At 67.0% G+C, this 22511-nt stretch carries 22 protein-coding genes and 2 tRNA genes; 9 read left to right on the top strand and 15 right to left on the bottom strand.

What is annotated here, in order from left to right; translation table 11 throughout:
* Positions 1–23: 23 nt before the first annotated feature.
* Complete coding sequence (locus tag MPARV_RS0102190; RefSeq protein ID WP_012230466.1) at positions 24–935, bottom strand: 1,4-dihydroxy-2-naphthoyl-CoA synthase; 912 nt, start codon at positions 933–935, stop codon at positions 24–26.
* Between the two features lie 100 nt (positions 936–1035).
* Positions 1036–2079 (bottom strand): ribosome small subunit-dependent GTPase A, encoded by a 1044-nt coding sequence (gene rsgA, locus MPARV_RS24485; RefSeq protein WP_012230467.1) that lies wholly within the window; start codon positions 2077–2079, stop codon positions 1036–1038.
* A gap of 93 nt (positions 2080–2172) precedes the next feature.
* Here rsgA and MPARV_RS23365 point away from each other — a divergent pair, with 93 nt between their 5' ends.
* Positions 2173–3789, top strand: a complete 1617-nt coding sequence (locus MPARV_RS23365) for a Ppx/GppA phosphatase family protein (protein WP_012230483.1) — start codon at positions 2173–2175, stop codon at positions 3787–3789.
* 32 nt (positions 3790–3821) lie between these two features.
* Here the strand turns inward: MPARV_RS23365 and mscL are convergent, their stop codons facing one another.
* Together mscL and MPARV_RS0102170 are read right to left on the bottom strand one after the other, a co-directional pair.
* Complete coding sequence (gene mscL, locus MPARV_RS0102175) at positions 3822–4199, bottom strand: large conductance mechanosensitive channel protein MscL (protein ID WP_012230485.1); 378 nt, start codon at positions 4197–4199, stop codon at positions 3822–3824.
* A gap of 101 nt (positions 4200–4300) precedes the next feature.
* Entirely contained in the window at positions 4301–4774 is a 474-nt protein-coding gene (locus MPARV_RS0102170) for a GreA/GreB family elongation factor (protein WP_012230490.1), read from the bottom strand.
* Positions 4775–5051: 277 nt separating this feature from the next.
* Between MPARV_RS0102170 and MPARV_RS0102165 the strand changes: the two genes are divergently transcribed.
* The 4 genes from MPARV_RS0102165 (at position 5052) to MPARV_RS0102150 (ending at position 9264) form a co-directional block, all read left to right on the top strand.
* Positions 5052–6065 carry a 3-isopropylmalate dehydrogenase gene (locus MPARV_RS0102165; protein WP_031277074.1) on the top strand — a complete coding sequence of 338 codons (1014 nt, stop codon included), beginning with the start codon at positions 5052–5054 and terminating at the stop codon, positions 6063–6065.
* Between the two features lie 50 nt (positions 6066–6115).
* A complete protein-coding gene (locus tag MPARV_RS0102160; protein WP_012230493.1) occupies positions 6116–7030 on the top strand; it encodes a branched-chain amino acid transaminase in 915 nt (304 codons plus the stop codon).
* Positions 7027–8652, top strand: coding sequence for a citramalate synthase (cimA, locus tag MPARV_RS0102155; RefSeq protein WP_020377066.1), 1626 nt, complete (start codon positions 7027–7029; stop codon positions 8650–8652). The genes MPARV_RS0102160 and cimA overlap by 4 nt, the downstream gene beginning before the upstream one ends.
* An 81-nt stretch (positions 8653–8733) precedes the next feature.
* Positions 8734–9264, top strand: coding sequence for a hypothetical protein (locus tag MPARV_RS0102150; RefSeq protein ID WP_172636543.1), 531 nt, complete (start codon positions 8734–8736; stop codon positions 9262–9264).
* Between the two features lie 22 nt (positions 9265–9286).
* On the opposite strand, the gene MPARV_RS22030 is transcribed toward MPARV_RS0102150, so the two are convergent.
* From MPARV_RS22030 to MPARV_RS0102105, 9 genes are all read right to left on the bottom strand, one after another.
* A complete protein-coding gene (locus tag MPARV_RS22030) occupies positions 9287–10294 on the bottom strand; it encodes a L,D-transpeptidase family protein (protein ID WP_051011865.1) in 1008 nt (335 codons plus the stop codon).
* A gap of 68 nt (positions 10295–10362) precedes the next feature.
* Positions 10363–10773 carry a MarR family winged helix-turn-helix transcriptional regulator gene (locus MPARV_RS0102140; protein ID WP_012230501.1) on the bottom strand — a complete coding sequence of 137 codons (411 nt, stop codon included), beginning with the start codon at positions 10771–10773 and terminating at the stop codon, positions 10363–10365.
* Positions 10766–12025, bottom strand: coding sequence for a chloride channel protein (locus MPARV_RS0102135; RefSeq protein WP_012230503.1), 1260 nt, complete (start codon positions 12023–12025; stop codon positions 10766–10768). Before MPARV_RS0102135 ends, MPARV_RS0102140 begins: the two co-directional genes overlap by 8 nt.
* A 153-nt stretch (positions 12026–12178) precedes the next feature.
* Positions 12179–12251 (bottom strand) — tRNA-Glu (locus tag MPARV_RS0102130).
* 78 nt (positions 12252–12329) lie between these two features.
* Positions 12330–12401, bottom strand: a tRNA-Gln gene (locus MPARV_RS0102125).
* A gap of 92 nt (positions 12402–12493) precedes the next feature.
* A complete protein-coding gene (locus tag MPARV_RS0102120) occupies positions 12494–13102 on the bottom strand; it encodes a YdcF family protein (RefSeq protein WP_012230505.1) in 609 nt (202 codons plus the stop codon).
* Positions 13099–14523 (bottom strand): glutamate--tRNA ligase, encoded by a 1425-nt coding sequence (gene gltX, locus MPARV_RS0102115; protein ID WP_031277068.1) that lies wholly within the window; start codon positions 14521–14523, stop codon positions 13099–13101. The genes MPARV_RS0102120 and gltX overlap by 4 nt, the downstream gene beginning before the upstream one ends.
* A 74-nt stretch (positions 14524–14597) precedes the next feature.
* Positions 14598–15245, bottom strand: a complete 648-nt coding sequence (locus MPARV_RS0102110) for a nitroreductase family protein (RefSeq protein ID WP_012230509.1) — start codon at positions 15243–15245, stop codon at positions 14598–14600.
* A gap of 52 nt (positions 15246–15297) precedes the next feature.
* A complete protein-coding gene (locus MPARV_RS0102105; protein ID WP_012230511.1) occupies positions 15298–16182 on the bottom strand; it encodes a hypothetical protein in 885 nt (294 codons plus the stop codon).
* Between the two features lie 77 nt (positions 16183–16259).
* On the opposite strand from MPARV_RS0102105, the gene MPARV_RS0102100 reads away from it, so the two are divergent.
* Both MPARV_RS0102100 and MPARV_RS0102095 read left to right on the top strand, forming a co-directional pair.
* Positions 16260–16751 carry an HIT family protein gene (locus MPARV_RS0102100; RefSeq protein ID WP_020377060.1) on the top strand — a complete coding sequence of 164 codons (492 nt, stop codon included), beginning with the start codon at positions 16260–16262 and terminating at the stop codon, positions 16749–16751.
* A 32-nt stretch (positions 16752–16783) separates the two neighbouring features.
* Positions 16784–17662 (top strand): hypothetical protein, encoded by an 879-nt coding sequence (locus MPARV_RS0102095; protein WP_012230513.1) that lies wholly within the window; start codon positions 16784–16786, stop codon positions 17660–17662.
* Positions 17663–17673: 11 nt separating this feature from the next.
* Here the strand turns inward: MPARV_RS0102095 and MPARV_RS20660 are convergent, their stop codons facing one another.
* Positions 17674–18492: a PIG-L deacetylase family protein gene (locus MPARV_RS20660; protein ID WP_012230514.1), complete on the bottom strand. Its 819-nt coding sequence runs from the start codon at positions 18490–18492 to the stop codon at positions 17674–17676.
* 10 nt (positions 18493–18502) lie between these two features.
* The gene (gene cofC, locus MPARV_RS22025) at positions 18503–19186 is read right to left on the bottom strand and encodes a 2-phospho-L-lactate guanylyltransferase (protein WP_012230517.1); all 684 of its coding nucleotides are present in this window, start codon (positions 19184–19186) and stop codon (positions 18503–18505) included.
* A 95-nt stretch (positions 19187–19281) separates the two neighbouring features.
* Between cofC and MPARV_RS0102080 the strand changes: the two genes are divergently transcribed.
* Positions 19282–20289, top strand: a complete 1008-nt coding sequence (locus MPARV_RS0102080; protein ID WP_012230519.1) for an NAD(P)H-dependent glycerol-3-phosphate dehydrogenase — start codon at positions 19282–19284, stop codon at positions 20287–20289.
* A complete protein-coding gene (locus tag MPARV_RS20650; protein ID WP_020377057.1) occupies positions 20282–22459 on the top strand; it encodes a hypothetical protein in 2178 nt (725 codons plus the stop codon). Before MPARV_RS0102080 ends, MPARV_RS20650 begins: the two co-directional genes overlap by 8 nt.
* Positions 22460–22511: the final 52 nt, after the last annotated feature.

The raw sequence follows: 22511 nt of genomic DNA, 5'->3' as shown, positions 1-22511 counted from the left end.
CGGATTCCGTAGTACCAGGGGTTTCAGTAGTACCAGGGGTACGGCGACCAGTCAGGGTCGCGTTTCTCGAGGAAGGAATCCCGACCCTCGGCGGCCTCCTCGGTCATGTAGCCCAGGCGCGTGGCCTCACCGGCGAACAGTTGCTGCCCGACCAGGCCGTCGTCGATCAGGTTGAACGAGTACTTCAGCATCCGCTGGGCCATCGGGCTTTTGGCGTTGATTTTCGCTCCCCACTCGAGTGCGACGTTCTCGAGCTGGCCGTGGTCGACCACGGCGTTCACCATGCCCATTCGGTGGGCGTCTTCGGCGGAGTACTCATCGCCGAGGAAGAAGATCTCGCGCGCGAACTTCTGGCCCACCTGACGGGCGAGGTAGGCCGAGCCGTAGCCGCCGTCAAAGCTGGCGACGTCCGCATCGGTCTGCTTGAACCGGGCATGCTGCCTGCTGGCCACGGTGAGGTCGGAGACGACGTGCAGGCTGTGGCCGCCGCCGGCCGCCCATCCGGGCACGACGCAGATCACCACCTTGGGCATGAACCTGATCAATCGCTGCACCTCCAGGATGTGCAGCCGCCCGGAGCGGGCAGGGTCGATGCTCTCGGCGGTGTCACCCTCTGCATAGCGGTAGCCGTCGCGGCCCCGAATGCGTTGGTCGCCGCCTGAACAGAACGCCCATCCGCCATCTTTGGGCGAGGGGCCGTTGCCGGTCAGCAGCACACATCCAACGTCGGAGGTGGTACGGGCATGCTCAAGCACGCGGTACAGCTCATCGACGGTGTCGGGACGGAAGGCGTTGCGTACCTTTGGTCGGTTGAATGCAACTCGAACCGTGCCCTGATCGATGGCCCGGTGATACGTGATGTCTGCGAGCGCCTCGAAGCCGGGCACCTCGGCCCAGAGGTCGGGATCGAACAGTTCCGAGACGTTGACGGTCATGGGGTTCCACGCTACCGGCGCTGGGTCGGCATCGGGGCCTACGGACGCGCTGCGGTGTTGCTCGGCGCTGCCGGGTTTGGGTGCCGCGGGTGGGTGAGGGTCAGGTCGGGGGGCGACGCCGTTGTGCTTTGCGCCTGGATCGCTGGTTGGTCTCGCGCTGGACGTCCCGCGTGCGAATCTCAAGCTGTTCGTCCAGGCGGGTCAACTCGGCGGAGAGCGACCGGTACAGCTCCAGCCGATCAGCCTCGATGGCGTCGACGACCGAGCAGCCGGCCTCGCCGGTGTGGGCGCAGTCTTCGAATCGGCAGGTATCAGCCACCGACTCAACGTCGGAGAAGGCCATGGCCAACCCGTCCCATGCCCGCCACAGACCCACCCCGCGAATGCCGGGGGTATCGATCAGCAGCCCGCCGTCCCTGAGTGCCAACAACTGTCCGGTGACCGTGGTGTGGCGCCCCCGCAGATCGCTCTCGCGTACGTTGCCGGTGAGGGCCACCCGACGTCCGGCCAGCGCATTGACGAGACTGGACTTTCCGGCACCGGAGGCCCCGAGCAGCGCAACCGTGATGCCCGGCCGAAGCAGCGGGCGCAGCTCGTGCAGCCCGTGTCCGGTGAGGTTGGACACCGCCACCACATCCACACCCGGCGCTGCGGCGCCGGCGGCTGCTCGGGCCTCGGCCAGCGCCGAGGCATCCACCTGGTCGGACTTCGTCAGCACCACCGCCGGTTGAGCGCCGCTTTCCCAGGCGATCACCAACTCGCGGACGAGACGGGCAGGGTTGACCCCCACGTCCAGCGGCTGGAGCACCAGCAGGTGGTCCAGGTTGGCGGCGACCGCCTTGGCGCTGAGCGCCAGGTCGTCCCGGTCGGCACCGGGCGAGCGTCGCTCCAACACGCTTCGGCGCGGCAGCCTCAGCTCGATGCGCGCCGTGTCCGGGTCGAGCCCACACCAATCGCCCACCACGGCGTCGCGCGCCTTCTTGCCGGCCACGATCAGCTGACGTCCAAAGGAGACGTCTGCACCGTCGACGCTGAGCCCGCCCTTGTCGATCCGGGTCACCCTGGCGGGTACCAGCCCGGGGCGGCACGCGTCGGCCCAGGTTTCCTCCCAGGTGTCGTCCCATCCGAGCTCGCGTCGCTGCACCACTCCAGTCTGGCCGGATCACGCTGTGTCGTGCGACGGTGGCATCGGTCGCACCGTGCCGATGGTGAGCGTGGCACGGTTACCCTTCGGTCGGTGAGCGGCGACGAACCCAGCGATTCCCCCGGCCAGGAACTCGGCGCGATCGCTGCGATCGACATCGGCACCAACTCGATTCACACCGTGTTGGCGCGCGCACTCGACCAGGGTCGCTACGAGGTGCTGACCCGGGAGAAGGCCACCGTTCGGCTGGGCTCCGGTGGCGGCGACATGGACACCCTGGACGACGACGCGATCGACCGTGGTATTGCAGCCCTGGCCAGGGCGGCGCAGCTGGCTGCTGATCGCAACGCACTCGTCGTCGCCGTGGCGACCAGCGCCGTGCGGGAGGCCTCCAACCGTTCGGTGTTCATCCGCCGTGCGAGCGAGGAGGCCGGCGTGAGCGTGGAGGTGATCTCGGGTGTGGAAGAGGCTCGCCTGATCCATTTGGGCGTTCTGGGAGCGCTGCCCGTATTCGATCGACCTCACGCGTTGATCGACATCGGCGGTGGCAGCACCGAGGTGCTCTATGGCACCGGCGACGAGGTGGCGGCCTCGCGCAGCTTCAAGCTGGGGGCCATCAGAACCACGCGGCGATTCTTTCCAGACGGGCTGTTCGGCGAGGGATCCGAGAAATCCCGCAGCAGGCAGCTGAGGGCAGCCCGGGCACACGTGGCATCGGCGCTGGCCCCCTTCGCCACGGCGGTGGCCGACCTGCCGTTCGAGGTCATCGCCGGGTGTTCCGGCACGATCGAGACCCTGGCGGCGATGGCGCGCGCCAAGGCGGGGGAGAACGGCAGGTCGGCCAACGGGTCGATGATGACCCGCAAGGAGCTCGACGCCGTGGTCGACGCCATTCTGGGGGCGGCGTCGGCCGAGGAGTTGAAGGCGCTGCCCGGCATGGAATCGAGCCGGGCCGACATCATCGTTGGGGGGGCGTTGATCGTTCAGGGGGCGATGGAGGCCTTTGGATGGGAGCGCCTGACCATCTCGGAGGGCTCTCTCCGGGAGGGGGTGCTCCAGGAGGCCCAGGCCCGGCTCACCGGCGGAGACACCGCCCACCTTGCCGACCTCCGGCGCCATTCGGTGGAGCACTTGCTGATCGCCGCCGACGAGGACCCGGATCACGCCCGCTGCATCGCCCGCCTGAGCCTGGAGATTTTCGATGGTCTCGAGCGGGTGCACGGCCTGGGTGCCGAGCACCGCGAGCTGCTCGAGGCCGGTGCCCTGCTGGCCAACGTGGGCCTGATGATCAGCCACAGCGCCCACCACAAGCACGGCTACTACATCGTCCGCAACACCGACCGGCTCTCCGGGTTCAACGATCGTGAGATCGAGCTGGTCGCCCAGCTGGCCCGCTTCCACCGCAAGGCCCGACCCGACGAGCAGCGCCACCCCGAGTTTGGTGCCCTGTCGCTGGTCGACCGTGCGGTCGTGCGCACCCTGGCCGGCATCCTGCGGGTGGCGGTGGGCCTCGACCGCTCGCACGCAAACAAGGTGGGCGACGTCGAGGTGCTGGTCTCGGCCGATGAGGTGTCGCTGGTGGCGAACCCCGCCGAAGCAGGCGACGACATCGACCTGGAGTTGTACGCGGGCTCGGCCAACACCAACCTGCTGGCCGAGGTACTCGGCCGCAGCGTCAGCGTCACCGGCCCGGCGCCGTCAGCGGACTGACCGATCCGGGCCGGTGACGCTCAACCGGTGAGTCAGCGTGGCTGGCGGGCGATCTCTTCGAGCAGCGCCACCATCTTCTCCTCGTTGGTCGGTTCGACATCGGCGTCGGTGGCGGAGCGCTCCTTGAACTTGTTGTAGGGCCGCACGACGAGGAAGAAGATCGTGGCGGCGATGGCGATGAAGGTGATGACGGCCACGATCACTGCGCCGTAGACGAACGTGGAGTCGCCGATCTTGAAACTGGCGGTGGCGAGATTGTCCATGCCGGGCAGGATCAGTCCGATCAGCGGGCTGATCAAACCATCGACGAACGCGTTGATGATGACAGCGAAGGCAGCGCCGATGACCAGGCCGACCGCCAGGTCCAACACGTTGCCTTGGTTGATGAACTTCTTGAAGTCGTCGATCATGAGCTGGGCTCCTCCTGGATGGTGCGCAGAGTCGATACGGGCAGCTCCCCAGCCTGCCCGTGCGGGGTCTCGCACATGAGGCATGGTACCCGCCCTGGCCTCTAGCCGTCGATGGCGACGATCTTCACATTGATCTCGTTGCCGTTGGGGGCCGTGAACGAAACGGTGTCGCCCACGCGCTTGCCGGCGAGGGTCTCGCCCAGCGGTGAGGTGGGTGAAACCACGTCCAAGTCGCCCCCCTGCTCCTCGATCGAGCCATACAGATACCGGTCGACCTCGTCGTCATCCTCGTAGCGCAACGACACGCTCACCCCGGTGCGCACGACATCGGACGGGCCGTCGCTGCCCACCACCACGGCGTCCTCCAGGATGCCGGCGATCTGGCCGATGCGAGCCTCCATCTTGCCCTGCTCGTCTTTGGCGGCGTGGTAATCGCCATTTTCCTTCAGGTCGCCCAACTCTCGTGCGGCCTCGATCTTCTCTGCGATCTCCAAGCGTCCGCGTGACGTCAGATCGTTGAGTTCGGTGCTGAGTCGGTCGTGTGCGGCCTGGGACAGCTCATGGGTGGATGCCATAACCAACCAACGATACCGCCGAAGGGCCGACTCATCACGCGTGGGGTGGTATCGCTGAATGTCTCATGACAGGTCGTCGGTGGCGCTGGTAGCATCGTGGGTCATGACCCGGGCATCAAATCGTGATCACCACGGCCATTTCGCCGTAACCATCATTCGTTAGCACGCACCGAGTCTCGGTGCGTGCATCCAGCCGTCCACCAAAGTGGGCGGTTTTTTCTTGCCCCGAACCCGCCGGCCCGTACCCGAGAGCCCCGATCCTGAGAGCAACGACCTCATGACCTCCACCAAGAACCCACCACACCACGTCGGCGTGATCGGCGGCGATGGCATCGGCCCCGAGGTCACCGCCCAAGCGCTCCGAGTGCTCGAAGCCGCAGGTCTCCAGATGGAGTTGACCCACTACGACCTCGGCGCCGCCCGCTACCTGCGCGATGGCACGGTGCTGCCCGACGAGACGATGGCCGAGTGGCGTGGCCTCGATGCACTTCTGCTGGGCGCCGTCGGCGACCCCGCGCCGGGCCAGGCCGCACCGGCGGGGCTGGTGGAGCGCGGGATTCTGCTGCGGATGCGGTTCGAGCTGGACATGTACGTCAACTACCGGCCTTTCCGCCTGCCCCCGACGGTGAACTTCGAGGTGATCCGCGAGAACACCGAGGGGACCTATGCGGGGGAAGGCGGCTTTTTGCGGAAGAACACCCCGAACGAGATCGCCACGCAGGGCTCGGTCAACACCCGTCACGGCGTCGAACGCTGTATCCGGTACTCCTTCGAGCAGGCGGCCAACAGCGAGCGCCACCACCTCACGCTGGTTCACAAGAAGAACGTGCTGACCTTCGCAGGAGACTTGTGGCAGCGGGCCTTTGATGAGGTGGCGGTCGAGTATCCGCAGGTTGAGACCGCGTATCAACATGTGGACGCGGCCTGCATCCACTTTGTTGAGCGGCCCGAGATCTACGACGTCGTCGTGACCGACAACCTTTTCGGTGACATCCTCACCGACTTGGGCGGGGCGGTGGCCGGAGGGGTTGCCTATGCGGCGTCGGCCAACCTGAACCCCGACCGCACCGGGCCGTCGATGTTCGAGCCGGTACACGGCACGGCGCCCGACATCGCCGGCAAAAATATTGCCAACCCGATTGCTGCGGTCATCTCGGCGGGCCTGATGGCCGGCTTCCTTGGGGAGACCGAGGTGGCCGAGGCGATTGAGATCGCCACCGCGGATCCGCGCCGCTACGTCGGGTCCACCTCAGAGATCGGCGACGCGTTGGTCGCCGCCGTCACGCGTTAGCTCAACACCACCCACACGCCCGGCCACCCGCCCAAATCAGGAGCGCCACCATGCCACTCACCCCCACGCCCTTCATCTGGATGAACGGCTCGCTGGTTCCGTGGGACGAGGCACAGATCCACGTGCTCACCCACACCCTCCACTACGGCACCGGCGTGTTCGAGGGTATTCGGGCCTATCCGACCCCTGACGGGCCGGGCATTTTCCGCTTGACCGATCACATCGCCCGTCTCAAGCGTTCGGCGGACATCCTCATGATGCCGATGCCCTACAGCGAGGACGAGTTGGTGGCCGCCACCAAACAAACGGTGGCATCGACCGGCCTTGACGGCTGTTACGTGCGCCCGATCGCGTACTACGGATACGGCGAAATGGGCCTGTCGACCATCGGCTTGAAGGTGGACGTTGCCATCGCCTGCTGGCCGTGGGGGTCCTACCTGGGGGATGACGCAGTGACCAAGGGCGTCAAACTGAAGATCAGCTCCTGGCAGCGCCATGACCACAACATCATGCCCCCGGCGGCCAAGACCACCGGCAACTACGTCAACTCGTCGTTGGCCAAAGTGGAGGCGCTCAACGCCGGGTATGACGAGGCGGTGCTCTTGAACCGGGCCGGTTTGATCGCCGAATGCTCCGGCGAAAACCTGTTCACCGTGAGCAACGGACGAATCACCACGCCTCCATTGCACGCCGGCGCGCTCGAGGGCATCACCCAGCACACCGTGACGCGGTTGTTGGGCGACATGGGCCACGAGGTGGTGGAGGGCAACCTGGTGCGCAGCGATCTGTACACCGCTGACGAGGCGTTTTTGGTGGGCACGGCAGCGGAGGTGTCGGCGGTGAACTCGGTGGACGACCGCCCCATCGCCTGTCCGGGGGCCATCACCACCGAGCTGGCCGAGCGTTACGCCAACGTGGTGCGCGGAGGCGACGATGCGTACCTCCACTGGGTGGAGCGTCCGTGAGCACGCTCGAATCAGACACATCGTTCGGTCTCGAACTGCCCGAACGGGTCGACGTGTTCGACACCACGTTGCGGGACGGCTCGCAGTTTGAGGGCATTTCGCTGTCGGTGGACGACAAGCTGCGCATCGCCGAACAGCTTGATTATCTGGGTGTGACCTGGATTGAGGGTGGGTATCCGCAGGCCAACCCGAAGGACTCCGAGTTCTTCCGGCGGGCTGCTGCAGGAGAGTTGCAACTGGACACGTCCCGTCTGCTGGCCTTCGGTTCCACCCGGAAGCCGCTGGGCAAGACCGATAGCGACCCCACCCTGCAGGCACTGCTCGACGCAGGCACCGAGACGCTGTGCATCGTGGGTAAGGGATCCGCCTGGCAGGTGCGCGAGGCGCTGGGCACCACGTTGGAGGAGGGCCGCGCGATGGCGGCCGACTCGGTTCGCTTCCTGAAGGCCGCCGGCCGTCGAGTGTTTTTCGACGTCGAGCACTGCTTCGACGGCTACAAGGAAGACTCGGAGTTCACGCTGTCGGTGCTGGAATCGGCGGCGTTGGCCGGAGCGGACTGCATCGTGTTGTGCGACACCAAGGGCGGGTCCCTCCCGCACGAGGTACAGGCGATCACCGCCGAGATCGCCCGCTATCTCGATGGCGTGAACCTGGGCATCCACACCCAGGACGACACCGGGTGTGCCGTTGCCAACGCCGTGGCCGGTGTCTTGGGCGGAGCAACCCAGGTGCAGGGCACGATCAACGGCTACGGCGAGCGCACCGGCAATGCCGATTTGATCACCGTCATACCGAACCTCACCCTCAAGCTTGGAATCGAGACCCTGCCGGAGGGGCGGATGGAACGCCTGGGGCCGGTCAGCCGGCACGTGGCCGAACTGGTGAACCTGCCGCTCAACCCGGCAGCCCCCTACGTGGGAACCTCGGCGTTTGCTCACAAGGCAGGGCTGCATACCTCGGCGCTCCGTCGAGCCGGCACGACGGCCTACGAGCACGTCGACCCGGCCCTCGTGGGAAACCACAGCCGGGTGCTGGTGTCCGACCTTGGGGGGCGAACCGGCATGTCGATGAAGGCCGACGAATTTGGGGTGGACCTGGACGGTCGCGCCGCCGGCTCGCTGAACGACACGCTGAAGGACCTGGAGGCACAGGGGTGGGTGTTCGAGGCCGCCGATGCGTCGCTGGAACTGCTGATGCGCCGGGCAGCCGGTTGGACCCAGCCGTATTTTCGAACCGAGGCCTACCGGGTGTCGGGGTATCACCGCGAGGGAGCCGATGGGGATGCCGAACTCGCCACCGAAGCCACGCTGAAGGTGTGGGTGGGCGACGACCGCATCGCCTCGGTGGGGGAGGGCAACGGCCCGGTCAACGCATTGGATGCTGCGTTGCGCACTGCGTTGGCGCCGCACTACCCGCAGTTGGACCGCATCCACCTCACCGACTTCAAGGTGCGGGTGCTCGACGGAGGCGCCGCCACGGGTGCGACCACACGCGTGCTGATCGATTCGACCGACGGCGAGGAAACCTGGACCACCATCGGGGTTTCACCCAACGTCATCGAGGCTTCCTGGATGGCGCTGGTGGACTCGCTGGTCTTCGGCTTGAACCACTCGGCGGTCTGATCAGCGCGAGTTCGAGGTGGACCGGGTCTGAACCGCAACGCACACAGCGGGTTGTGCTGGGGCCGGTATCATGGGTGCACCATGGCAGCGCCTCCACACATCTCTGAAGACCCCACCCTTCTGGCACGGAGCTATACGTCGGCACCGCGGGTTCCACCCCCATGGACGCCGGGACGTTCGGGTGAACTCGATGGGCCCCAGCCGTGGGGACCGCGGTTGGGTAACCCCGGACCGGACACCGGCTATGCCCTGACACTGGTCGGGCGTTGCGTCGACAACCTGACGCTTGGCGCAGGGGAGCACCGGGAGGACTTGGTTTCCGGTTTGGCGGCGCTGGCGGCCAAGCGCGCCGCTTCCTATGGCCGGGCTCCTGTGCGCCATGACCTGGACGTCGCCGTCACCATCTGGGGCTTTGCGTCAACAGCGATCGACCCCGAGTTGGCCGAGTTGCGTCGCACCACGTTCGAGGGTGTGGGCGATCCACATCACTATGAGGCGAGGCGGGCCTTGGTGGACATGGTGCCCGAGTCGGCCTTGCGCCAGACGCCGGACGCGGTGGTTCAGGCGCACGCTGCCGACTGGCGCTCCCTGTTCGTTGCCGGTCGGGTCTGAGCCAGGGTCGGACCACCGAGCGTCAGCTCGGGTAGACGTCCACCGGGGTGCCCAACGGCATCGCCGCCAGCTGATTGACCACATCGGTGGGGACGCGGATGCAGCCGTTGGATTTCGCCTTGCCGAAGACCGATGCGTCTCGCCAACCGTGCATGGCGATCTGTGGAGCGCCGCCATCGAAGGTGTCGAGTTGCTCGGAGTAGGCGCTGATGCCCAGGCTCCACGGGTAGCGGCTGGCGCCGGCCGGCTCATCCAACTTGTCGGTGATGAAGTGTCGCCCCGTGGGGGTCCGCGTGGCGTCCACACCCACGGCGACCGGGGTCTCGGCGATCAAGGTGGACCCCTCAAAGACACGGAGCGTGCGCTGGGCCAAGTTCACCTCGACGTGGCCGGGGACCTCGCCAAGCGTGACATCGGATGCCCTGACCCACGCCGTGGTGCCGTTAGGGCGGACCGGGAGCTGTACCTGCACCCAGTCGCCTGAGCGTTGAACGACAAGGAATGTGAGGGCGTCGCCGAAGGGTTGGGGATTCTCGAATCGATACCCGGTGGCGGTGGCGAAGCGGCCCTCAACGGGTTGCTCAATACGGGGGAGGGGTTGGGCGCCTTGCTGATTACCGGCGAAGGCAGGCCGACCGGTCGTCACGGCCGGTTTGGCTTCGACACCGGTGGGTGCCGCCAGCTGTGCCTCCACCGAGGGGACCTTGGCGGTGGCCACCTGGAACGGACCCGGGTTACTGCGGGGCCCCACCGCCTCGGCGGTTTGGGCGGGTTGCTGCCCGCTCTCGCCGGGCTCAGACACCTCGTTGGTTGGGGTCGTGGTGGCCTTGGTCGTGGGCGTGGTCTTCGGCTTGGCTTTGGCCGTGGTGGACGAAGTGGATGGTTTTGCTGCGCCGGTCGGGGCGGTCAAGGGAGGACCCGCCCGCTCAGGGTCGTTGCCCGTGGTGAACCAAATCACGCCGCCGCCGACCACAACGACCGCCAGGGCGGCAAGCATGGCCTTGCGTCGGGTGCTCATCAATGCGATCACGATTCCTCACCTGCATGGGCCGGCCCGTCAGAGCCGTTGTCCGAAAGGTGACAGTCTGCCATCCGTCGTCAGTTCAGTTCGCGCAGGACGTCGTTCATCTCGGTACGGAATCGGCGCAGTTCGTCGCGATGCAGCAACGACAGCGATGCAATGGAAGCCTCGCCACGTTCGGTCAGTCGGGTCAGATGCTGCCGGCGGTCGAGCGGATTGGGGTCGCTGCGCACCAACTCGGCGGCGGCGGCCCGTTGCACCAGCTCCACCGTGGAGTTGTGTTTGAGCTGCAGTTGGTGTGCCAACTCCGCAACGGTGGGCGGGAGCGGCCCGGACCAACCCTTGATCGCCAGCATCAATTGATGCTGGGCGGGGGTGACATCGGCCTCCCGGGCCGCCTCCTCCGAGAAACGGAGGAACACCCGTAAGGCGTGTCGAAATGAGGCGAGGGCCTGGTGGTCGCGATCGGAGAGTTGGCGGTCATCCATGTGCAGTGCTCGCAGGTTGGGATGCGGCGCGTTCCCGCTGGGTGTCGATCAATGAGACGCGATTCGCAACGAGTATGGAGGTGACCGCCGAGATCAGCAAGACGGGAAGCAGGGGAAGCCCTGCCATTTCGGTGACCACCAACGTGGTGCCCAGCGGTGTCTTGGTCACACCGACGCACAGCGCCACCATGGCGCAGGCCATCAGCACCGATTCGTTGGTGTCGTTCAGCCAGACGTGTGAGAGCTGCCCGAACGCAGCACCGATGAAGAAGAGGGGGATGATGAACCCTCCCTTCCAGCCCGCGGCGAGGGTGACCGTGGTGCCCAGCAGTTTGGCGAGCATCGCCACGGCCAATGCGCCGGCGCCCAACCGAACGTCGAGGAGGTCGGACACCTGAACCTCGCCAAAGGTCAGAGCGAACGGCGACCACCAGCCGAGGAGCCCCAGCACCAAGCCGCCCAGTACATAACGCCACGAGGTGGGCACCGCGGCAAGAGCCCAACGCCAGATCATGGTGACCCGGGTGAAGATGGCGGCGCCGAGGGCGCCGAGCATGCCGATGACGACCGCCAGGCCCAAATCGCCGAGTGTGAGGTCGCTCACCGTGGGGAACGCCCACACCGAACTGATGCCCAGGCCGCTGAGGCCCAGGTAGACCGCGTAGCCACACAACGAGCCGACCACGGCGGGCAGCAGCGCCTCGTAGTACTGCAGCCCCCGTCGGTGCAGAATCTCCAGCGCGAAGATGGCCGAACCAAGGGGGGCGCCAAACAAGACGGTGAAACCCGCCGCCATCCCGGTGATGGTCAGCACTCGGACGTCTCGGGTGGAGCGGCCGCTGTGTGTGCCGACCAACGTGCCGATTGTGCCGGTGGTTTGCACCAGTGGCGCCTCCGGGCCCATGCCGGCACCCGAGGCGACGCACAGGAGCGACGTGGGGATCAGGGTTCGAAGCGCCCGCACATCCTCCGCGCCGCCGAGGACGTGGATGTTGTCCACGAGCAACTCGGTGTTGCCGGTTTCCCCCCAGGTTCGGGTGATCAGCGCCACCGCAGCGCCGACGGCCACCATGATGCCCAATTGCACCGGGGCGGCATGGTGGTCGGGGCCCATCACGTGGGTCAGCACATGAAGCACGCCGACGTATGCGGCCCCCACGACGCCGCCGGCGACACCAACGGCCACCACTGCCGGGCCCATGCCCTCGCGGACTTGGATGACCGCGTTGTCGAGAACATCGTGGACGCGCACCCGCTCAATATATCGTGATGCGATACGGAGGTGTCAGTTGGCGCCGGGCTCAGGTCTACCGGCCCGGCAATGCGGATTGCGCACGCCCCAACAAACGACGAGAACCCTGGCCAACCGCCCTGAATCGGGAAGCTCACCAGGGTTTCTCTGTTGCACCCCCAACGGGATTCGAACCCGTGCCGCCACCTTGAGAGGGTGGTGTCCTAGGCCGCTAGACGATGGGGGCAGGACGCCGGGTGACGATAGCAGTACCGACCTGGGTCGATCGCTCGAGTGTCATCACCCGCAAATAAGTTGTCTTGAGCTCGGGGGGGAGGACTCGAACCCCCAATAGATGGACCAGAACCACCTGTGTTGCCGATTACACCACCCCCGAAGGGTCCCAGGACTTTAGCGCCCTGTGCCCGACGGCGCACACTCCGATTGTTGTGCGGTAGGTCACCACAGCAAGGGGACGCCTCGCCGCGGTCACCCGAAGCGCAGCAGCCGTCGGTACCCGATGAGTCTTCCCAGCGACACTGCACCGGTCTCGGCCAGCAGATGGCGAAAGTCGGTGTCCCGCTCGGTTGGTGAGACACCGCCGTTCATTCCCAAGTCGCCGGCGGTGCCCAACAATCGCTGGTTGTGGTACGGATCGGACACCATCACCACGTCGCGTTGATCGCCGCTCTTCAACTGTCGCGCGGCGGCGGCCAGCGACTCCCAGGTGTTGGCACCGTCGGTGATGACCACCAGGTCGCTGTCGGGTACCCCGGCCTTCCGCAGGTACGTGAAACCGGTGAACGCCTCGGTGAAGCGATCGCCGGCCTGCTTGCCTCCGGTCAAGACGATCTTGCGTGCGACGCCTTCGCGGTACAACTCGAGCGCATGATCGAGCCTGGCCTGAAGCACCGGGCTGGGACGACCGTCGTATTGGGCGGCGCCCAACACCACGATGGCATCGACGGGGTCCCGATCGTCACGTCCGGTCGCCCGCGTCACCTGAACGAAGGTGAGGCCGAGGTACGCGATGACGATCATCGGCACGGCCAACACCAGCCAGGTGCGAAGACGGCGAGGTCGGGCGATGCGTCTCACGTGATCGTGGTGGCCTCATCGGGTATCGAACGGGATGCGCGCTTCAGTCGATCCAAGGTGGTCGTCCGCCCCAGAAGGACCAAGGCCTCGAAGAGTGGCGGGCCCACGGTGCGCCCGGTGACGGCCACCCGTATTGGAGCCTGCGCCTTGCCCAGCTTGAGCCCGTGAGCCTCCCCCAGCTCGAGGGTGGCGGCGTGTAGTGCCTCGGCGCTCCAGGTTTCGGACTCGAACCGCCTGATCGCACCCGCCAACAACTCCGGGGCGTCGGGGTTGTTGGTGATGGCCTTCGCGACCGAGGCCTCGTCCATGAGCGGTGCATCGAGAAAAAAGAAGTCCACCATGGCGGGCACCTCACCGAGGGTCTTGACCCGGCTCTGTACCTCGGGGGCGATCGCCACGAACACGTCCCGGTCAAAGCCGGCCGGTTCCCACGGAGCACCGGCCAGGAAGGGCTCGCTGGCTCGCAGAAACTCGTCGGCATCGAGCGCCCGGAGCTTCTCGGCGTTGACGTGCGCCAGTTTCTTGGCATCGAAGGCGGCGGGTGACGGGTTGATGGCCTCCAACGAGAACATCTCCACGATCTCGTTCAGCGGGCGCACCTCGATGCCGTCCGACGGACCCCAACCGAGTAGGGCCAGGTAGTTCACCATCGCCTCCGGGAGGTACCCGGCATCGCGATAGTTCTCGACCGCCACGTCATCTCGCCGCTTGGAGAGCTTCTTGCGGCCCTCACCGACGATCAACGGCAGGTGGGCGTACACCGGCGGTTCCCCACCGCCGATCGCTTGGCGCAGCAACAGGCTCTTTGGAGTGGTGTTCAGCAGGTCCTCGCCTCGCATCACGTGGGTGATGCCCATGGCGTCGTCGTCGATGGCGTTGGCCAGCAGGAAGGTGACCGAGCCATCGCTGCGCGCAATGACGAAGTCCTCCAGGTTGGCGCATTCGAAGCTGACGTGGCCCCGGATCACGTCGTCGAACTCGACGGTTCCAGCGGACGGCGTGGCGAAGCGGGCCACCGTGTCCGGACCCACGGTCAAGGCGCGATCACGACAAAAGCCGTCGTAGCCGGGCGGACGACCGGCGGCGGAGTTGCGTGCGTCAACCGCCGCACGTTCGCAGTTGCAGGCGTAGGCCCGACCCTCGGCCAACATCCGATCAACCGCCTCGCGATACTGATCGGCGCGCTCAGACTGCCTGGGTTCGTCGCCGCGGTTGTCCCAGTCGAGCCCCAACCACTCCAGCGTGTCGAACACCTGCTGGATCAGCTCCGGTCGGGAGCGTTCGGCGTCGGTGTCTTCGATGCGCACCAGGAACTCACCGCCCGCAGAGCGGGCAAACAGCCAGTTGAACAGGGCCGTGCGGGCCGAGCCCAGATGCAACGAGCCGGTAGGGGAGGGGGCGAAACGTACGCGGGTGGTCACCCATTGAAGGGTAGCGTCGCTCGGTCTCAACCCTTGATCGCCGGCTCGTTGCGTCTGGGCGGCGGAACGGCCGATCACCATCGATCGTGGTGGATGACCTTGGTCTTGTCGCGACGGGGACCGGGTTTGAAGTCGGTGCCCAGCGTGTAGGCCGTTGGAATGAGGGCCACCTGCGTGACCCGGTCGTAGGGGATGCCCAGAAGCTCCGCAGCCTGCTGCTCAAACGGTAGGTGCAGCGTGGTCCAAACCGTGCCCAGTCCCCGATCACGGGCGGCCAGCATGTAGCTCCAGGTGGCGGGCAGTATCGAGCCGTACAACCCGGCCATCATCGATTGGTGGAGTTTCTCGGGTCGCCCGGAAATGCAGGGGATCAGATGAACCGGAACCTCGTGAAGATGCTCGGCCAGGTACTCGGCCGACGAACGCACACGTTGTTGGGTGTCGGCCGTCTCCGATGGACCCAGCTTCGCGGCTGCCTCCTTTTGCAGGGCGATGTAACCGGAAAATGCCTCGCGATACAGGTCGGCCAGGCCGCGGCGAAGCTCGGGATCCCGCACCACCAGAAAGTGCCAGCCCTGGGTGTTTGAGCCGGTGGGGGCCTGGAGGGCAGCGTTGAGACACTCGTCGATCACTTCGGGCTCCACATCCCGTGTGAGGTCAAGGCGCTTGCGCACCGCGCGTGTGGTTGCCAAGAGCTCGTCGCTTGTCAGGTTCAGCCGCATGATCACCTGTGTAGTCGATGGAAACCATGGTCGAAACCGTTCGGATGCGGCATCACCGACGATGAGTGAGCGATGCCGACACGGCGTGGCGAACCGTGTGGGCCAATCGGGTTGGCATGACGGCCGAAAGGACGCGGCATTGATCATCAAGATCCGGGTACCGGTCCAGGAGGCGGCGGGCGAACGCACCCCGATCCATCCACGCGGCTCCGACCGGATCGAGGTCGACCCAGTCGGTGGAGCCGGCCGCCACCGCCAGCCGCATCGGGTCCCACCCCATCGCGCCCAGGTCTTGGGTGATCGCAGCCAATTCGGGTGCCGTGGTGCCGCCGGAGCTCAACGGATGGTGCCGTATGGCCGCCGTCCAGGTGGTGACGCGCCCGGGTTCGAGCACCGTCGCAGCCAGCAGGCGGTCGAGCCAAACCGAGCAAACCAAGTGTGCGGGCGTTCGCGGTTCCGCCGCCGTGGGCAGGCCCAGATACAGCATCAGGGCGTCGACCACGAGGCTGCGCCCCCCGGCGTTGGTGAGGTCTGCTCCGGTGCCGGTCGTGACCGAGCAGTCGCCGGTGCGGGTCGCCACCACTGCGGCTGCTGTTGAGACGCCCGGAAGGCCTGCGTGGGCGTCGGGTGCGGTCCGGCCGAGCGCCAAACCTGCGAGCTGCACGTCGGCTTCGGCCCGCTGTGCCCAGACCAGGCTGATCGGATCGGCCTGGTCGCCGTCGTGCGGTGACCACCAGCGCACCGATCCGGCAGCGGTGAGTTCCACCAGGACCGGAGCGTGATCGGCCAGGCCGACCAGCGCCGCAGCCCAGGCGGTGTGGGACTGGCTGGACAACGGCAGTGCCGGGCCCCGACCCGCCGGAGCTGTGGGGATGCGACGTGGAAGGGGCAGCCGGGGCGGATCGGGCCGCGTTGGCGAGGATGGGACTTCGGACATGTGGACTCCCGTGGTGAGGGCGCGTGCAGTGCGCCTGATGCAAGACCCGGGAGTGGGCGAGTCCGACCCGTGGCACCATGGTGTCGATGACCGGTGACAATGAAGCTCAGGTTGCGGATCCAGCGGAGGAACATGGCTGCGTGTTCTGCCGGATTGTTGCCGGAGCGTCAAAGGCGCACGTGGTGTTTGCCGACGAGGTGGCGGTGGCCTTCCTCGACAAGGTGCCGTTGTTTCCGGGCCATGTCCTCGTCGTGCCTCGGAGCCATGTCGAGACACTCACCGATCTGCCAACCGATCAGCTTCAGGGGTACTTCTCCCGTGTGCAGCGGGTCGCAGCGGTGGTCGAGGCCACCATGGATGCGGGCGGCACGTTCGTCGCCATGAACAACCGCGTGAGCCAGTCCGTCCCTCACCTGCACACACACGTGGTGCCACGGCGTCGAAAGGACGGACTGCGGGGGTTCTTCTGGCCGCGCAACCCCTACGAGAGCGACGCGACCGCTGCCGACGTGGCCCTCCGGTTGGCGTCGGCCTGGGACGAGGCGGGAACCAAGACGGCCCTCCGCTGAGCCTGACCCGGGGCCGAGTAGCATCTTCGCCCGTGGCGGACGCACCGGCCCCTCGGCACCCCATCTTGAAGCGCCTCGGCGGATCGGCCGTTCGGCTGGTGTTGGTGGCCGCCATCGTTGCAGCCGTGGGGCTGGGTATCGGGCAGGCGTTGGGGCAGGCCATCAGCAAACTGCCGGATCCCACCGAAGGTGCCGTCGTTCTGGATCAATTGAGCCTGGGAGGGATCGAGCCCACCACCATGCTCCTGCAGGAGGGCGACATCCCCGCGGACTGGGAGGTGGTGCCGTCGTTTCCGGGTCTGGTGGGCGAACCGTGGTGTGGCGAGAAGGTGGAGACCACGGGCATTCGTTCCTCGCCGCTGGACACCGCGACCTTCGTCTACCCCAAGAACAACAGCGTGTTGGTGTCCGAGGTGGCCACCTTTGACCGCCCTCAATTTGCTGCCAACTATGTCAGCGATGTCACCAAGATTCTGCTCAGCTGCCCGGACTACTTTGTGTCGGGACTCGACGGAAAAACCAAGATTCGCATCGACGTCACCGACCCTGGCGGCCAGCAACCGATCACCGATTACGTCAGCCGGGTGTTTCAGCCGAAGGACCGGTCGAGTTACGACGTACGAACCGTCTTTCAGGTCGGGTCGTCGGTGGTGACCTTGCATTTCACCGGCCCCGAACGTCCGTCCCGAACGCTGATGGCCGATGCGGAGCAGGCGATTCTGGCCCGGGTGAACCCCGACGAGTTTGGTGACGCCTCCACCACGGTCCCGGGTGTTGCCCCGCTGCCCCCGGAGTCGACGAACAAGCTGGATTCCAGCAGCTTGGAGCCCGCCGGCGAGGCAGACGACGCCAAGACCGGAATCCCGGCACCAACGACGCCCGGACAGCCGCCTCCCAGCGCTACGGGCTGACGACCGGACCGCTACAAGTCGTTCATCAGCTTGAACGCCTCACCCAACTCGGCGTCGAATGGGAGCGCGGCCTCGGCCAGCAACCGCCGCTCGCGCAGGACGAACTGGGTGTGGAGGGAGCGTTCGTCGAGGCCGGATTTTGCCCCACCAACCCGGTGGTGATGGGTGGTTTCAAACTGAGACCGGTGAGCCTCCAAGGCAGCGATCCTGGCCTGGAGCGCGGCTTCGTCGGCCGGCTCGAGGTGGTCGACCTCGTCGGCCTCGAACAACAACAGCGCTTCAGGCCGATGGTGCTCCAAGCGGAGGTGGGGCAGAAAATGCGGATCTCGCGCTGCGACGATCCCATCGATCGTCAGCCATCCGGCGGCCCGGTGATCAGGGTGAAGGCGATAGCGCTTCCAGGGGTCATGGCCCAACACCACGTCGGGCTTCACGGTGCGGATGGCGCTGACCACCTCGGCGAGGGTGTTGGGGTCGTTGTCGAGTTCGCCATCGATGCGGTTGAGGAACGTGACCTCGCCCGACCCTCCAAGGGCGCGCGATGCGGCTCGTTGCTCGTCCCGGCGTCTCGCCACCAAGGCCGTCAGGTCGGCGTCAACGTCCCAGGTGCCCTTGGACCCATCGGTGCAGATGAGGTGGTGGATTCGGGTGCCTTGAGCCGCCCAGCGGGCCAGCGTGGCGCCGCACCCGAACTCCACATCGTCGGGATGCGCGCCGATGGCAAGCGCCACCGCTGGAGGCGGGAGCCCCATGTTTGCGGAGCCCGGTTGCGGGTCCAGGCGCTGAGCTGCCGGCGGCCGGGCATGCGGCGGAAGGTCGCTATGAGACACCGTGATCTCCTCAGGGCAGACTTCGACAGGGCTCGGCGGGCGCCGGGCGCGGGAGTTCGTCGGGCCACTCGCCCACCTCGGATGGTGGCCACAGGTCGTCGGCGGTGTCCACGTCCCAGCTGAGGGCCGAATCATGCAGGGATTGGACCTCCAGCCCCAGGCGGTCTGCCTCGGCGCGGTGCCGCTCGGCCGAATGGGCGCCGTAGGCAGGACGGAACCCCACGTCGGTGGGGATGGCCATCACGTTGGTGCCATCGGCGTGGCGGTCAGGAAACACCACCACCCGCCCCGGCGACACCAGGGTGGAAAGGTCGCGGGCGAACGGCAGGTCGGCGTGGGCAACGATCGCTTCGAGCAGACCCGCTGCTGCTGCCTGAGCGAGCGCCTCGGCCACTGCGCCATTGAGCCCCAGGCCGGGCGTCCAGCACACCTCGGCCCCGTGACGGCGAGCGAAGTCGGCCACGCGTTCGTCGTCGCACACCACCCACACAGGCGCCGGCGCACCGGCTGCGATCACCCGGGCGGCCATTCCCTGAGCCAACCTGGACCGCTGCCCCGGAGACAGCACGGGGCCCAGCCGGGCCTTGGCATCGCAAAACGCCTTCACCGGGATGAGCACCACGTCGGCACGGGGCGCGCCACCGGGGTGGGGCGGGACCTGCGGGCTCGTCGACGTTGTGCTCGTGCTCGCCATCGGGCTCGATGGTAGCGGTGGATCAGGCCTGCCCTCGGCGGGCGCCCGGCAACGCCCGGTGGGCTAGTTTCGGCTCATTCGAGGGAGGTCCGCAGATGAAACCAGTATCGGTGTCGGTGATCGGGGGCGGCTCGTGGGGAACCACGGTTGGTCACCTGGCTGCTCATAATGCCAAAACCCTGTTGTGGGCCCGGGCCCCGGAAACCGTGGTCGAGATCAACGAGTCGAACGTCAACAGGCGCTACCTGGAGGGTTACGACCTCCATCCCGACCTCACCGCCACAGCCGATCTGGAAGAGGCGGTTCGTTGCGCCGACGTGCTGGTGATGGGCGTGCCCAGCCAGGCGTTTCGGGAGACATTGGGCAGGGTCGGCGAGTTCCTTCGCCCCTGGGTGCCGGTGGTGAGCTTGACCAAGGGTCTGGAGCAGGGCACCCGCAAGCGCATGAGTCAGTTGATCCATGAGGTGCTTCCAGGGCACCCGGCCGCAGTCTTGACGGGGCCCAACCTGGCCAAGGAGATTCTGGTTGGCGACGCTGCCGCAGCGGTGATCGCAACGCCCGACCCGGTGGTGGCCGAGACGTTGCAGGCGGTTTTTGCCACCGATCGCTTCCGGGTGTACTCCAACCCCGACGTCATCGGGTGCGAATTGGGAGGTGCGCTGAAAAACGTCATCGCCATCGCCTCCGGCATGGCCGACGGGCTGGGCACCGGTGACAACACGAGGGCCGCGGTCATCACACGAGGGCTGGCCGAGTTGACCGCGCTGGGCGTTGCGATGGGCGGCCAGCAGGTGACCTTCGCCGGGCTTGCCGGCATGGGCGATCTCATCGCCACCTGCATTTCCCCGCAGAGCCGTAATCGCCATGTGGGGGAGCAACTGGGCAAGGGGCGCACGATCGAGGAGATCGTCGACGAGATGAACATGGTGGCCGAGGGCGTCAAGACATCCACCGCGGTGATGGAGTTGGCTGAGGAATACGAGGTGGATGTGCCGATCACCGCCCAGGTGCGGGCGGTGTGCCACGAGGGGCTGTCCGCGTCGGAGGCCTACGACGGCCTGATGGGCCGTCAGTCCGGGGTGGAGCATCCTGCGTATGAGTGATCGCAGGCAGCGCCGCGCCGCTCACCGGGTCTCCGCCGCTCAGACGCTGGTGGCCCCGGGTTGGTGGACCCGACAACACGACCCCGACTCCTCGCTCTACCTGCCCACCCCGTTGGCCGGCCGCAACCGCATGGAGATGGGTTGGTCGTTGCTGTCCACCCTGGATGGGGCCGGTGCTGCATCGCTTGATCGGCGCGGGGCGGTGGCGCTGCCCGGTGCCACCTGGGTGTTGGACTGGTGGTTCAACCATGACGGAACCTGGCAACGCGCTGCCGAGGCTGCCGGCGTTCGACAGGTGCGCACCGACCACCTCCCGGTGGCGGAGACACGCGTCCGGGTCGGCCCCAACGAACTGGTGATCCGGCAGGGCGCCGCTCCACGCAGCGGAGAGCCCGGTTCGGCCTGGGTGACGATGGAGGTTGAGGTGGATGGGCCCGACCCGGTGGGCCTGGCAATGGTGGCCACCCCGTGGACGCTGAGCGACGTGGGCCGCATCGATCGGGTCGAGGTTTCGGGCGGTGTGCTGTCGGTCAACGGGGCGACGGTGTTGGTGGCCCAGCGCCCGCCGCGAGCGGCGCATCTGGTTGATCGGGCCGATGACCTGGTGGACCTGGTTGCACGGATGCCCGAGGGGTCCGACGGCCCGGTCGCGCCCGTGGTGTCTCGTCACGGTACGGGTGGGGCGGCCCTCGTGTGGCCGATGGCGCATCGTTCCATGCTGCGCATGGGGCTGCCGCTCGGCTCGTTCGAGTCGTCCGAGGTCGACGCGGTCGCAGAGTTGGAACGCCTGCCCGACACGACGGCGATGGCAAAGGGGTGGGCACGGCACCTTGAAGTCGGCGCTGCACTGGAACTTCCGGAGAGTTCCCTGACCGACATGGCCCGGGCTGCCCGGGCTCAACTGCTGGCTGCCGCCGATGGCGCATGGTTTACCGGCGCCGACCCGGTGTCGGCCGCGTTGGCTGCCGGGACACTGGCACGGCTTGGCCATGCCGATGTGGTTGGCCCGGTGGTTGGGCAGGTGGCCCGCGCCGTCGATGACGACCCTGCGGGTCTGGCCGCCGTGCTGGAGGCATCGCTCGGGCTCGGCGTGTCGCTGACGCGTGACGAGGTGATCGATGCGCCTGAGCACCTGCTGGTGCATCTGGCCAGGGCGCTGCACATCACCCTGCGGCAGCTGCGCCGCCGTGGCGTGCAGTGGTGGCCTGAGGCACAACGGCCTCGATTGGCGTCGATGGTTGAAGCGGTGGCCGTCATGGCCGACGGGTGGGGGCAGCAGGGTGTGGCGGACAACGCGCGCGCCATCGCAGCAGCTCTTCCGACGGGTGCGGAGCCCGAGCCCGAGCCTGAGCCTGAGCAGGCGTCCGAGGTGCCGTCCGAGGTGTCCTCCGAGCCATCGGCTTCTCTGGGCCGGGTTCGGTGGGTCCGCCGGGAACCGGGCGCCGACCTGGATCTGCCCGCAACGTTGGATGCGGCCCGGCGGGATATCGCCGCAGGCCGACCGGATGGTGCGCTGACGGTGGCGGCGGTGTCGGCGTTGCTGGAGCGGCTGGGGTGTTGGCCCGACGTGGTGCATCCCACCCGTCCGTTGGGTATCGGAGAGGACGGCGCTTCGGTGGCCACGATGGCGCGTCTGCTGGCTGCCACGCTCGACCTGGCAGCGCCACTCAACGGCTCGTCCGTCGATGCGTTCGGTTCCTTCCCTTCGGAGTGGTGGGGTCGTCCGGCCCAGTTCAGCGACCTTCCGGTTGCCGGGGGCTCGGTCTCGTGCGCGCTGCGCTGGCACGGTGCCCGTCCGGCGCTGATCTGGGAACTCACCCCGGATGGCCTCGGGCATTGTCCCGAAACCGATGGTGCGTCCTCGACCGGGACACCACCGAGCGTGCTCCTGCTTCGTGCTCCTGCTTTGGACCCGGTGTTTACCGGCAGCGAGCTTGTTGGAGAGGCGCTGCTGGAGGTGCCGCCGGGTGCCGTCGAGTTGTTGACGGCCCGGGCGGAGTCGGCCGCGGCCGCAGCAGAGACCACGGTCGCAAGCACGGACGAAAGCACGGAGTCCGGCGGGGACTCAGCCGGCGGCGGTTCGGTGAGCACCCCGGAGGCCGGGCGCTCAGGCGGCGCGGTCACCATGGGCGTCGACATGCCCACCCGTCGCCGGCCCGACGGCACCTGAGTCGAGCAAACCTGGGCGTGTGCGCTGCTGTGACCGTCGCGTCACCCACCTC

Source organism: Candidatus Microthrix parvicella Bio17-1 (assembly GCF_000299415.1).
Taxonomy (GTDB): Bacteria; Actinomycetota; Acidimicrobiia; order Acidimicrobiales; family Microtrichaceae; genus Microthrix; species Microthrix parvicella.
Note: the sequence above shows the minus strand (reverse complement) of the source record. Positions and strands in the feature narration are given on the sequence as shown.